The organism is Vibrio sp. 10N.222.52.B7 (assembly GCF_041474275.1).
GTDB classification, from domain to species: Bacteria; Pseudomonadota; Gammaproteobacteria; order Enterobacterales; family Vibrionaceae; genus Vibrio; species Vibrio crassostreae_C.
This window is the reverse complement of sequence record NZ_JBFRTU010000005.1, coordinates 1-13,376: the sequence shown is the minus strand read 5'-3', so window position 1 is coordinate 13,376 and position 13,376 is coordinate 1. Positions and strand designations below refer to the sequence as shown.

Sequence of the window (13,376 nt, the reverse complement as noted above, 5' to 3'; positions counted from 1 at the left end):
TTATTGATGGGGTTTAAGAGTAAAGCTGCCAAATACGGCATCACCATTACGATTCAATGGCCCTTGCTCAACGGTAAACTTCTCTTCAAGTTTCACTCGCGCAGTCTCGAAATATTGGAAGTCAGTACTTTTCGCTTCCAATCTCACCTCTGAGCGGTTGCCGTCGTAGCGAATACTATTCACTTCGATGGCTTTCACTTGTCCTAAAGTTTCTGGCAGTAACGCTAGCCATCCAAGTAAGGAATCTCCATCACCCGAGCCACCATACTTCTTAGCTTCGTCGTTCATCTGGCGCTTAAGGTAGCTGACCGTCGGAATACGTTGCTTGCCCGGAAGTACGCTTCTAAAAATACGTTCACTCTCCGTTCGGTACGCTTCGGCTTGTGCTTCGTACTGCTGAACCTTTAAGACTTGCTGAGTGACGATCACCGCCACCAGCAAACAAGCTGCGATCGCTACTTTTTGCCATACACGCCAGTACTTACTGAATGAAGATTTGGTTTTAAAGGTGCCAGTCAGTAAGTTTACGCCACTTGTAATGGCTTGTTGGCTCAGTAAAGACATCACCAGTTCCGCAGGTTTAGCTTGCCACTCAATGCCACTTTGCAGTTGAACGTCATCACTTGGCAGTGCGGTGTAGCTAAAAATCGTTGGTGATTGCTCTTCGTCATCTAAGGCAACCCAATCGCTTTGTAAGAACATCGCTAGCCACGCCTCATTGATCGACACTGCTTGATAGTTGCTTTGACGCAATAACCAATGTTGGTCGATCTGCAGCGCACTGATGCCCTGATCTTCTAAAGGCAACGCTAAGGTATCAGGCAATACTTTACGAAAGATAATGTTCGCTTCGCGGAAAGTATCCAGCGCCTGCTTAAGCCAATCACGTTCCACACCACACACTGTCGCGTGCGTTGCGTCTTTCTCTAAAATAGTCAGGTGTAAGTCTTCGATATCTTGTGCGACTTCGTCTTCTAATAAAAACGGCAGCATAGAATCGAACTGGCGAGCAGCACCTTTCGGGATCTCAACACGCTTAATTAAGCATTCATTTCCCGGCAATAAAGCGATACAGTTACGCTTTTCAGCGTAAGGCGTTAACTCATCCAGCTGCTCCCAGCTAGACAGTTCGCCACTTGCTATCACTTCTTGTTGGCTTGTCGACCAAACTAACCACTGCACAGGGCTTTGTGGTTCGCTACTCAGTCGAACGGTCAGAAACTCGCTCACTGATTCCTCCAAAACGACGGCGTACTACCGTCACTGTTTCTCGATTACTACTATAGAAAAGCGTCCGTATACGTACACGTGACTGCTCAACTAATACCTCTGCATCAAGCTCAAAATAGGCGCTATCTACAGTTAAATATGCTTTCGCCTTTTTACTAACTTCGGCACTCACACCCACAATGGCAGGTTCAGCCATAAACGCATCCACCGTATCCCAACCATCGAATGGGCGTTTGTCTATCAGCTGTTTGGCATCCGATTCACTTAAGCCGGGGGCAAACATCGCTTCCAATAACGGCGCCTGCTTTTCCGTAAGAGTATTCACATTCAAACGGAAATCGTCGCTCGGCAAAGCACAAACAAAGGGGCGAACCTTATTCATCACCTCACCCGTGACTTGATAAACCGCGCGTAGCTCGGACTCATCGGCCATTAAGCCATTCGCTGCCAAATAAGATGGCTTCATCGCCTCATAAGTACTGTCTTCGACACCTGCTGAAGAGGTGGTTCGGGTATCACTATCAACAAATTCCCAGCTTGAATGTGCGATAACCTCGGCCTGATAAGGCTCAATATCTTGGTTTTCCAACAAGGTTTGCCAAACCGTAATTAAATAAGGTGTTTGGTTACTTGAAGTCGTCGCCACACCAGCCAACGCATTGAGATTAAAACATGCCTGAGCATCAACAATACGGCCTTTAACTTGACCATAATCCAACGGGTATACCTGTTCTTCTAACGCCCATGGTTGACTCAAGTTGACGGTATCACTGTCTTTGTAGCTTTGCCTAATGCCGTCTTGCACCAGCGCTTCGACACCAATGCTGTACCAGTAAGCCTGTTGGTAATTCAGTTGATTGCCCACGCGCTTAAATTGAGTAAACAGGCGTTCCGACATACTGCCTGCGATGGTTGCCATTATCGCCAGTAGCATCAGGATAATGATCAGCGCAACACCTCGCTGCTTGCGCCCCATGGCAGACCTTGTCAGTGCAAACTTATTAGTTCGATGAGTCATTATTCCCCTCATTACTACTTGAAGAGTCACTGTTTGAAGAATCATCGGCCTGATCTAGCGTGCCACCAGGGGTGAGATAAATACGCTCTATCTCACCATAATCTTTCAAGGTTAGCTTTAACCTTACCGCTTTCGGTAGCGATTTGTCGGCTTGCCACTCTTTCCCCCAGCGGCTTCCGTCATAAAACTCGAATTCCAAGCTTTCAACATCATCAAGCAAAGGCGTAATCACACCTTCTTGTCCTGCAGGAGTATCGGGGTAGCGCCACCACACACGCTCAAGCGTTTCTTCTTTAATGCGGTAACCCACTTTGGTGACTTCTCCGCGAGGAAACTGCTGCTGTGGGTTATGCCAGCCAAGGCGAGTAAACATGATGCCAACGCTGTCGGAATCCAGTAAATACTCTTTAATTAAGATCAGCTTAGATGATGCTTCTTCACCGTTGGTACGAAATTGTCGCACCGCCATCTGGCGAAAATCATTATCTAAAATGACTAAGCTACGTTGCAGTTGATTTAAACGAGCACTGCGCTCGATTGAAAGCTCGTTGCTGCGCTGAACCTGATTGACTACCTGATAAGCCGCCATGCTTAACGTGGCAAAGATAGCGATCGAGACCAAAACCTCAATTAAGGTAAAGCCTCTCCCTTTCGAAGATAGTCCTTGTTTACGAGGCACACGCTTATTGGCGGACATGCTCTTACTTAGCGACTTGCTCTGAGCTAACGACACGCTTTTACTTGACCACATAGCTGCGCACCGTGACCACTGGAGAAGCTTGTTTACTGGTTGCCACACTCACATCAAACGCCTTTAATAAATCATCGCTAGTATCGATTGGCGTGACCTTCCAAAACCACTCTCTCTCGGCCAACTCTTGTGTGCCCTGCGCTTTTTTTAGCTTCTCAGGATGCAGCATCACCAAAGCCATTTGATTATCAACGACCATAGCCGCGAAGGTTTTTTCTTCGAGATAACTGAGGGTATTGATGTGCTGAGTAACAGCACGAATCACACTGATCGCCGCAGTCGCAAAGATAGCGAGCGCAACCAATACCTCAAGCAGCGTCATTCCTCGAGAACCAAGGGGCATACCACGAAAACGATAAGGAGAACGGTTATTCCTCTTCATCTTCTTCTCCCGGTTCTAGCAGTCGAATCACACCATTGTCCAATACTCGAATACGCCAACCATCTTGTATGGTGTCTCCGGTATTTGGATAAAACGACAATACAAATGGCGTCATTTCAGCACTCGACAAGATGTAGATCTGTGGTGGTTTCGGCTTCTTTTCCTCTTCAAGATCAGCAAACATATCTTCATCAAACAAGCTTCCTGGGTTGAACAACCGATCATCGTCTTCCCATGCGCCACCACCTAAGGTCAGTGACAATGCGAGTTCTTCCGGTAGTTCAGTTAAAGAGGGGATTTTTTCAAAATCGACTTCTTGCCAGCCTTCAGACTTAAGCGCCATCAGTACATAGGTCGATTTCTTTTCATCAACTCGAACGCCAAAATTTAAGCCGCTCAAAATAGCCTCTTCATTGAGTAATTGAACTCGCTGATAAAAGCTTTGAGCGTATTTTTTAGCAACATCTTTGCTATTGGTAGGAATGGTCGCGATCACCGCAACCGCCGTTACTGACAGTAGTACCAACACCAAGAGAATCTCAATCAAGGTGAAACCTGGCTGTGTTTGCTTAGTTTTCACCTTTAGACTCCATCTGTTTACGTCCTACCATCAATAACGTATCAAGCATCAATAACGAATCAAACAATAAGCTGAAGCTTATTGGAAATCCTGCATGTTCCAGTTGCCGATATCCGCCGCAATACCTTCACCACCTTCTTGGCCATCAGCACCAAGAGTGAAAATATCGATAGTGCCGTTATCACCAGGGCTTAGGTATTGGTACTCGTTACCCCATGGGTCGTTTGGCAGACGCTTGATGTAGCCACCGTCGCGGTAGTTACGAGGCTCTGGGCTGCTTGGCTTAGAAACCAATGCATCAAGACCTTGATCCGTTGTTGGGTAAACGCTGTTATCCAGTTTGTACATATCTAGCGCGTTCTCTAGCGCCACAATATCAGTGATGGCTTTTTGTTGGTCAGCCTTCTCTTTGTTACCCAATAGGTTAGGTACAACAAAGCTCGCCAATACGCCAAGGATAACCACAACAACCATCACTTCTAATAGGGTAAAGCCTGATTGTTTCTTCATTCTGTTTTTCATTATTTTCTCCAAATTACAGACAGCGAGTTGAAGGTAATAATGTCCTTCTTCTCGTTAATCCAAAAACTAACGTCTTATGAGCAGTTGATTAACCACTCATCAAATTATTCATTTCAAGCATCGGCATCAGAGTCGCCATCACAATGAACAGCACTAAGCCTGCCATCAAAGCGATAAGTGCTGGCGTAAAGATACCTAACGCGATATTCACGGTCGATTCAAAGCTTTGATCCTGGTTATCTGCCGCTCTTGTTAGCATTTGCTCTAACTGACCACTCTGCTCACCACTGGCGATCATATGCAGCATCATTGGAGGGAAGAGTTTGGTTTGATCGAGCGCTTTACGCAGGCTTGCCCCTTCTCTAACACTGTCTGACGCCTGCAGTACTTGTTGCTTCACATGGTGATTCGACATTACATCAACCGCAACCTTCATCCCCTCAAGGATAGGAATCGCACTCGAGGTACAGATAGAGAGTGTTCGTGCAAAACGAGAGGTATTAATTCCTTTCGCGATCTTGCCGATCAGTGGAATGCTTAATAGATTGCGATCCCAACTCATGCGAACACCCGGCTTTTTCAGAGCGGTCTTAATCAACACAATCACACCGATGATCAACAACAGTAATTGGATGCCCCAATTCTGGATAAATTCACTCGATGCCAATAAAAATTGTGTCGATTGAGGAAGTTCTTGGCCCATTTGGATAATCGGTTCAACGATCTTAGGTACCACGGTTGCCAGCAGGAACGAAACAATCGTCACCGCAAACACCACCAGCACCACAGGGTAGATCATCGCTTGCAGCAACTTAGAGCGCATCTTCTGACGGTTTTCTGCGTAATCAGCCAGTCGCTCCAATACCGCATCTAAGTGACCCGATTTCTCACCAGCCGCGACCATGGCTCTAAACAGTTCATCAAAGATATGTGGGTAATCAGCCAAGCTATCGGCTAGCGAATAACCTTCCGTTACCTTCGAACGAACCGCCAGTAACATGGTTCGAATACGTGGCTTTTCAGATTGCTCCGCCACGGCTTTCAAGCACTCTTCTAGCGGCATGCCTGATTGCACCAAGGTGGAAATTTGGCGAGTAATCAAAGCAAGGTCTGGCGTGCTGATACCACGCTTAAAGCTGGTCGAAGGCTGTGCACCTTTCGTCGTTTTAGCTTTAGCTTCGGTCATCTCAACCGGCATCAAGCCTTGTTCTTTTAAGCGCTGGCGAGCCTGACGAGCGTTATCCGCTTCAATCGAGCCCTTTTTGCTCTTACCCTTGGCATCCAGCGCTTTGTATTCAAATGCCGCCATACTAGACTTCCTTGGTCACACGCATCACTTCTTCTAAGGACGTTACCCCTTTCAGAACTTTGCTCAAGCCATCATCTCGAATACTTGGTGTTGTGCCACGAATTGCTTTCTCAATCGCCTGTTCGCCAGCCTCACTGTGAATCAGCTCTTGTACTGAGTCATCAATCATCAGCAGCTCATGAATACCAGTACGACCTCGATAACCCTTATGGCCACACTCTTCACAACCTTTGGCATGGTAAAGCGTCAGGCTTTCTTTCTTCTTCAACCCAAACAGTTTCTTCTGCTCTTTATCGGCTTCATAAGGTTCTTTACATTCGTTACATAAAGTACGAACCAGGCGCTGAGCCAAAACACCCAGCAGCGAAGAAGAGATCAAGAAGGGTTCGATGCCCATATCACGCAGACGCGTAATTGCACCGATTGCCGTATTGGTGTGAAGGGTCGACATAACTAAGTGACCGGTCAAAGAGGCTTGAACAGCGATCTCTGCGGTCTCTAAGTCACGTATCTCACCAATCATTACCACATCGGGATCTTGACGAAGAATCGCACGTAAACCACGCGCAAAGGTCATATCAACCTTAGGGTTCACTTGTGTTTGACCAATGCCATCGATATCGAATTCGATCGGGTCTTCAACGGTTAAAATGTTTCGTTCATTGCTGTTGAGTTCTTGCAGGCCTGCGTACAGGGTCGTCGATTTACCTGAACCTGTCGGGCCGGTCACCAAGATAATGCCGTGTGGGCGCTGAATCAGCTTACGGAAGTTTTCATGGTTTTCTGCTGTCATACCTAAACTGTGCAAGTCTAGACGAGTGGCGTTTTTGTCCAACAGACGCATTACCACACGCTCACCGTGCGAAGAAGGCATGGTTGAAACACGAACATCAACCGCTCGGCCACCAATACGCAAAGAAATACGACCATCTTGTGGCACGCGTTTTTCCGCAATATCCAATTTAGCCATAACCTTTACACGTGACACGAGCAGCGGAGCCAGTTTACGGCTCGGCGCCAACACATCACGCAGCACACCATCAATACGGAAACGGATCGACAGTGATTTCTCAAAGGTTTCGATATGAATATCCGAAGCACCCTCTTTGATCGCCTCACCCAGCATCGCATTGATTAACTTGATGATTGGTGCATCATCCTCTGATTCAAGTAAGTCTTCGTCTTGAGGCAGTTCTTCCGCTAGTGAGAAGAAGTCATCACTATCTGCACCAATGTCTTCCATGAGCTGACGAGCTTCTGACGAGTCACGCTGATAAGCATCGGTCAGTTTTTTATCAAACTCATCGAGAGTAATCGCTTGTGGCGTGAAACCATTTTTCACAACACGACTCACTTCAATGATCGCCGCCGATTTCAGTGGCTCAACATAATAAAGTATCGGTGCGCGCTCTGGATGTTGATACTCCAACACCATCTTATAGCGATTCGCAAAGCTAAACGGCAAGCGCTGATAAGTACGTGCCGCCCCTACCAATTCAGCCATTATTCTGTTTCCATCTGATCAATGAAGGCTTGAAGTTCAGCCGGGTAATTCATGCTTTCGCCAAATTTAGGCAGTACTGGAATATTATCGTCATCCATCAGCTTCAGGCCCTGCTCTGACTTATACAACTGCTCAGCACGAATAAAGTTGTATTTACGCTGAGTAATACCATCGGCCGTCATACCATCACGAATAATGGTCGGCTTGATGAATACCATTAGGTTCTTTTTCTCAACCTGAGTACTGGTTGATTTGAACAGGTGTCCTAGAACAGGGATATCGCCCAAGAACGGCACCTTAGATTCACTTTCCAGCGCTCGCTCGTCAATCAAGCCACCCAGCACCAGCATTTGACCGTCTTGAACAATCACTGACGTATTTAGCTGACGCTTAGCAAAACGAACATCTACTGCCCCGTTTGCGCCTAATACGTTCGATACTTCTTGTTCTATTTGCAGCTGAACTGAGTCACCTTCATTGATTTGTGGCACGACTTTTAGCTTGATACCCACTTCTTTACGTTCAACCGTTTGGAATGGGTTATCGTTACTTGAGCCTGCGGTCGAGCCAGTTAAAACAGGCACCTCTTCGCCCACAATGAACGACGCTTCGCCGTTATCCATCACGGTGATACTTGGAGAAGATAGGATATTTGAATTTGAATCGGTCGCTACTGCACTGATCAAGGCAGTCCAGTCACCCATCACTACGCTCATTGCCGCGCCATTAACGCCAGAAAGAGCAGAAGCTAACGTTGAGTAGTCACCGGATTCTGTGGTCGTTTCATTACGCAAAAAGGCGCCATTATCATCATAGACTGCGGTGGTCGTTTCAGTGTCTTTCGCTTCTTCTAAACCAACCATTACGCCACCGATTGACGCACCTGTGTTGCCATACTGAATCACAGCACCAGTATCAAGGTTACCCCATTGCACACCAAGGTTAATGCCATCACCCTCTGCCATCTCGACAATTAGGGCTTCAATCAATACTTGAGCACGACGAATATCCAACTGTGCGATCACATCTTGAAGCGCATTCATGATGTCCGGTTGTGCGGTAATCACCAACGAGTTGGTATCACTGTGAGCGGAGATCATCACTTGGTTACGTTGCGATGAGCTGCCTTTGGTTGAAGATTGCTTTTCTGATTGCAGGTTGTCCGACACGCCTTTCAGCACATCGACTAAATCTTCTGCTTTGGCGTATTTAAGGTAAATTACTTGGTTGTTGCCCTTGGTTGCCATTTCCACATCAAGCTGTTCAATCAACCTTCTTAAACGGCTACGTACCTTAGGGTCACCGGAAATAAGAATCGCATTGGTACGTTCATCGGCAACTAATTTAGGTTGTAGAAATGCAGGTGTGTTTTTCGCATCAGTGGTTTTGCTTAACGCATCAACGATACGTACCATTTCTGCCGCAGAAGCATTCTTTAGCTCAACGACTTCAATCTCTTTATCACCCGCTTGGTCAACACGCTTGATGATTTCAGCTAAACGGTTTACTACCGCCGCTCGGCCTGTAATAAGGATGATGTTGGCTGGGTCGTAGTGCACAACGTTACCCGCGCCTGCATTGTCGTTTAGTTGACGAAGCAGAGGAGAAAGTTCACGCACCGAGACATTACGAACCGTCACAACACGTGTCACCACGTTGTCGCCTTTGATCGTATCACTGTCTCCAACGACTGGAATTGCCGATGTTTTCGAATCCTTGGCTTTGATGATCTTAAGAACACCCGAGTCCATTTCAACGACCGCGTAGCCATACACCTCTAATACGTTTAAGAAGAAGCTGTAATATTGCTCTTCATTGAGTACGTCATAACTGCGCACATCAATTTTCCCGCGTACCGAAGGTTCAACGATGATGGTCTTCTCTAAGTTGCGGCCAACAATATTAATAAACTCTTGAATGTCAGTGCCCTTAAAGCTGGCACTAAAATCACTCGCGATGGCTGCGGGTGTGCAGATCAAGCTTCCTGCCAATAACCATGCACTTTTCTTAAACCAATGCTTCACGTACTTCTCCTACACTTTCGTCCTTCGTTAGACGCAAAGTTTTAAAATTCAATAAACACTTCATGTTGTTGACCATCTCTCTCGACCACCAGATTTAGCTCTGTTAGTTCTGAGATGGAACGGAATATGTTGCCCATAGCAGCAGGGTCTGTCAGGTCTTGTCCATTTAACTGAGTGGCAATATCTCCGTTTTGGAGCCCAACAGAGTTAAAAAGTTCTGAATCTTTGCCAGGGCTCACACGATAACCGATCACTTTATCGTCACGCTTCACCTGAGACAGTCGAACATATTGGAAGATTTGTTGCGGATCTTTCATTATCTTCGCTTTAATTTCATCAAGCTTCTCTTCTGCTGAAGCCGGATTATTACCACGAACCGAAGAAGAGCTACGAGGTGGCGCAGGCGCTGATACAGCCAAACGCTTGTACTCAATACCTTCAAGCATCAAGGTTTCGTCTCGTCCTGAGTTATCAATGATAACGCGGTCGATTAATACCGCTTTTAACTTGGCTCGAGTGCCTTCAATCTCTTCATTAATTCCGTAGGTCGCTTGCGTGCCGCGATTGGCGATCACCGCTAAGCTCAGTTTTGGATTCGAGCTCGCGACTGCACCCACTAAAACGAGGTTTAATCGCGTCTTAGGCGCATCTTGGATAACTTGCTGTTCAACCACAGCGGGCGTGCTTGGGTTGTAAGCACCAAACATGTTGCTCTGCTGCAAAGAAGAGATATCAAGGGTCGATTGAGGTGCTGAAGACGATGAAGCCGTTGCTGTCCAAGGCGCGATAGTTTGCTCAGCAGGTTCGATAAACCATGCAAGCTGCCCTAAGATCCATGCGGAAGCTGCAATCAATACACAACAGGTCGCTAAGCTTAGTTTCTGCTGAAGTACAAATCCATTCTCTAATAAGCGGCTCAACATAGGAGAATTCCCTACGCGATTTTTGAGCTCTAAAAAGTTCACTTTCCTAGTCCCTTTTCATGACGACAAACGCTGCAAATCATTAAACTTTCAGCTTTTTTATTCATTCGTTCGATACCAAGCTTATTTAAGCAATAAGATCCTGAACTATATCATAGCAAATCGATAAATCGGCATAACATGGCTATTTTGTATTATGACTTGAAAAAAATGCCAACCGCCTCCACTTTAAGCTTCTACTTAATGTGATAAGCATCATCAAAAACATGTTGCGCACTGTTCGTTACAGTTAAACCGCATTCATTTCTCACTTAATAAGGCACAGCCCTATATGAAAACTGCTAATGAAGCTGTCAGACTCGATAAATGGTTGTGGGCAGCTCGTTTTTACAAAACCCGGTCTATTGCTCGCAACATGGTCGATGGTGGCAAAGTCCACTATAATGGTCAGCGCAGCAAGCCAAGTAAAATTGTCGAACTTGGGGCTGTGATTACACTGCGCCAAGGTAATGAAGAAAAGACGGTAACGATCGAGAAAATCTCAGCCCATCGTGGTGGAGCCCCGATCGCTCAAACCCTCTATGAAGAAACCACCGAAAGCTTGGCAAAAAGAGAAGAGTTTGCACAACAGCGCAAGCTAAATGCTCATAGCCCAGCACCAGAACGTCGCCCAGATAAAAAGCAACGTCGTGACATCATCAAGTTCAAGACTCAATAAGCTAGAAGGAATAGCCAAATGGCAGACCCAATGTCTACAAGTAATGTTTTAAATCGCTACCTATTTGAAGACCTATCAGTACGTGGTGAATTGGTACAGATGGACGAAGCGTACCAACAGATTATTTCTAGCAAGGAATACCCAGCTCCAGTACAAAAGCTGTTGGGTGAGCTACTGGTTTCAACGACGCTACTAACGGCGACCCTAAAGTTTGAAGGTTCTATCACGATGCAGCTGCAAGGTGACGGCCCAGTATCTCTAGCAGTTATCAATGGCGATCACGATCAGAAGATCCGTGGTGTTGCTCGCTTTGAAGGCGATATCGCAGACGACGCAGGTCTACACGCCCTAATGGGTAAAGGTCATCTAGTGATCACTATCGATCCTAAGAAAGGTGAGCGTTACCAAGGTATCGTTGGTCTTGAAGGTGACACGCTTGCACAAGTGCTTGAAGGCTACTTCGCTAACTCTGAACAGCTTAAGACTCGTCTATGGCTGCGCACTGGCGAGCATGAAGGCAAAGCACACGCTGCAGGTATGTTGCTACAAGTAATGCCTGACGGCACCGGTACTCCAGACGACTTCGAGCACCTAGAGCAACTAACAGACACCGTGAAAAACGAAGAGCTATTCACTCTAGAAGCGAACGAACTGCTTTACCGTTTGTACAACCAAGAGAAAGTACAGCTATTCACACCACAACCGGTTGAGTTCTTCTGTGGCTGTTCACGCGAAAGAAGTGGCGCTGCTATCATTACCGTTGCTCAAGAAGAGATCTACGACATCCTAAGCACCGAAGGAAGCGTTGGTCTACACTGCGATTACTGTGGCACAAACTACTCGTTCGACAAGAATGATGTTGATGCACTGTACGCAGAAGCAGCAGATAAAGGCAGCAATACGGTTCATTAATTTACGGCGTACCAAAAACACGTAATTTACCCCAAAAAGGTCAGCCCTCAGCTGGCCTTTTTTGTGATCAAAATAGCGCAAACTCCGTAACATCTCGTAATAAAATCACCGCTTAATTTTAATCAATTAATAATGTTCTCGCCCCTAGCGCAAAGGTTTGCGTACAGGATAGACTAGTTGGGCCAATATGTGACGAGGCGCTTAAAACCCCAAGGTTAATATGGATATTTTTTGAGCTGTATCCCTGTTTCCCCCGAGCCTCGTTGCTAGCATGGTGAGCAGATAACAATAAAAAATTATTACAAAATCCCTACAAAATATCCTACAAGGAGCACCTATGACCGTTATGGAACATACTAAGGCTGCACAAATTGATCTAACTAAGCACGGACTGACTGGCGTTACCGAAGTTCTTCGTAATCCTAGCTACGAGCAGTTATTCGTTGAAGAAACACTGCCGGGTCTAGAAGGCTACGAAAAAGGCGTAGTAACGGAACTAGGCTCCGTTGCGGTTGATACTGGTATCTTTACTGGCCGCTCACCAAAAGATAAGTACATTGTTAAAGATGACACAACACGCGATACCATGTGGTGGTCAGATCAAGGCAAAAATGACAACAAACCGATTACCACTGAAGTATGGGACGAGCTGAAAGAGCTTGTAACAACTCAGCTATCTGGCAAGCGTCTGTTTGTCATCGACGGTTATTGTGGTGCTAACCCAGATACGCGTTTAAGTGTGCGTATTATCACTGAAGTAGCGTGGCAAGCGCACTTCGTTAAGAACATGTTCATTCGTCCAACCGACGAAGAACTAGCAACGTTCGAACCTGATTTCGTGGTAATGAACGGTGCTAAAACAACCAACCCTAACTGGGAGAAACAAGGTCTAAACTCTGAGAACTTTGTCGCTTTCAACCTGACTGAACGTGTTCAGATCATTGGCGGTACTTGGTACGGCGGTGAGATGAAAAAAGGTATGTTCGCAATGATGAACTACCTACTACCTCTACAAGGTATTGCTTCAATGCACTGTAGTGCAAACGTTGGCGAGAAAGGCGATGTCGCTATTTTCTTCGGTCTATCAGGCACTGGTAAAACAACCCTATCAACCGATCCTAAACGTGAGCTAATCGGTGATGATGAGCACGGTTGGGATGACGATGGTATCTTCAACTTTGAAGGTGGTTGTTACGCGAAGACAATTCGTCTATCTAAAGAAGCTGAACCTGAAATCTACAACGCAATCCGTCGTGATGCACTACTAGAGAACGTAACGGTTCGTGGCGATGGTTCTATCGATTTTGATGACGGTTCAAAAACAGAGAACACTCGTGTTTCTTACCCGATTCATCACATCGACAACATTGTTAAACCAGTATCAAAAGCCGGTCACGCTCAAAAAGTTATCTTCCTGACCGCTGATGCATTTGGTGTTCTACCGCCAGTATCTAAACTGACTCCAGAACAAACGAAGTACCACTTCCTATCTGGCTTCACAGC

General features: G+C 46.2%; 13 protein-coding genes. 3 read left to right on the top strand and 10 right to left on the bottom strand.

All coding sequences use genetic code 11. The features are described 5' to 3' along the window. The 10 genes from gspL to gspC all read right to left on the bottom strand — a co-directional run bounded on the left by gspL (position 1) and on the right by gspC (position 10,243). Entirely contained in the window at positions 1–1,230 is a 1,230-nt protein-coding gene (gene gspL / locus AB4512_RS02175) for a type II secretion system protein GspL (RefSeq protein WP_372174259.1), read from the bottom strand. Continuing rightward, a complete protein-coding gene (gene gspK, locus AB4512_RS02170) occupies positions 1,199–2,248 on the bottom strand; it encodes a type II secretion system minor pseudopilin GspK (RefSeq protein ID WP_372083054.1) in 1,050 nt (349 codons plus the stop codon). The genes gspL and gspK overlap by 32 nt, the downstream gene beginning before the upstream one ends. Further along, positions 2,232–2,999, bottom strand: coding sequence for a type II secretion system minor pseudopilin GspJ (gspJ, locus tag AB4512_RS02165; RefSeq protein ID WP_017063073.1), 768 nt, complete (start codon positions 2,997–2,999; stop codon positions 2,232–2,234). Before gspJ ends, gspK begins: the two co-directional genes overlap by 17 nt. Continuing rightward, the gene (gspI, locus tag AB4512_RS02160) at positions 2,986–3,381 is read right to left on the bottom strand and encodes a type II secretion system minor pseudopilin GspI (protein ID WP_017062483.1); all 396 of its coding nucleotides are present in this window, start codon (positions 3,379–3,381) and stop codon (positions 2,986–2,988) included. The genes gspJ and gspI overlap by 14 nt, the downstream gene beginning before the upstream one ends. Next, the gene (gene gspH / locus AB4512_RS02155) at positions 3,368–3,961 is read right to left on the bottom strand and encodes a type II secretion system minor pseudopilin GspH (RefSeq protein WP_372174257.1); all 594 of its coding nucleotides are present in this window, start codon (positions 3,959–3,961) and stop codon (positions 3,368–3,370) included. Before gspH ends, gspI begins: the two co-directional genes overlap by 14 nt. 78 nt (positions 3,962–4,039) lie before the next feature. Then, on the bottom strand, positions 4,040–4,483 hold the full coding sequence (gene gspG, locus AB4512_RS02150) for a type II secretion system major pseudopilin GspG (protein ID WP_017062485.1): 444 nt from the start codon (positions 4,481–4,483) through the stop codon (positions 4,040–4,042). An 88-nt stretch (positions 4,484–4,571) separates the two neighbouring features. After that, positions 4,572–5,792, bottom strand: coding sequence for a type II secretion system inner membrane protein GspF (gene gspF / locus AB4512_RS02145; RefSeq protein ID WP_372174255.1), 1,221 nt, complete (start codon positions 5,790–5,792; stop codon positions 4,572–4,574). 1 nt (position 5,793) lies between these two features. Next, entirely contained in the window at positions 5,794–7,296 is a 1,503-nt protein-coding gene (gspE, locus tag AB4512_RS02140) for a type II secretion system ATPase GspE (RefSeq protein WP_102320992.1), read from the bottom strand. Beyond that, on the bottom strand, positions 7,296–9,320 hold the full coding sequence (gene gspD, locus AB4512_RS02135; protein ID WP_372127721.1) for a type II secretion system secretin GspD: 2,025 nt from the start codon (positions 9,318–9,320) through the stop codon (positions 7,296–7,298). Before gspD ends, gspE begins: the two co-directional genes overlap by 1 nt. Before the next feature lie 41 nt (positions 9,321–9,361). Next, positions 9,362–10,243, bottom strand: coding sequence for a type II secretion system protein GspC (gene gspC / locus AB4512_RS02130; RefSeq protein WP_017062489.1), 882 nt, complete (start codon positions 10,241–10,243; stop codon positions 9,362–9,364). A gap of 331 nt (positions 10,244–10,574) precedes the next feature. On the opposite strand from gspC, the gene hslR reads away from it, so the two are divergent. The 3 genes from hslR to pckA all read left to right on the top strand — a co-directional run. Then, positions 10,575–10,961 carry a ribosome-associated heat shock protein Hsp15 gene (gene hslR / locus AB4512_RS02125; protein ID WP_017062490.1) on the top strand — a complete coding sequence of 129 codons (387 nt, stop codon included), beginning with the start codon at positions 10,575–10,577 and terminating at the stop codon, positions 10,959–10,961. Positions 10,962–10,979: 18 nt separating this feature from the next. Continuing rightward, on the top strand, positions 10,980–11,873 hold the full coding sequence (gene hslO, locus AB4512_RS02120; protein WP_017062491.1) for an Hsp33 family molecular chaperone HslO: 894 nt from the start codon (positions 10,980–10,982) through the stop codon (positions 11,871–11,873). A 337-nt stretch (positions 11,874–12,210) separates the two neighbouring features. Continuing rightward, positions 12,211–13,376 (top strand): phosphoenolpyruvate carboxykinase (ATP) (pckA, locus tag AB4512_RS02115; RefSeq protein WP_372174252.1); only part of this gene is annotated, 1,166 nt, incomplete at its 3' end.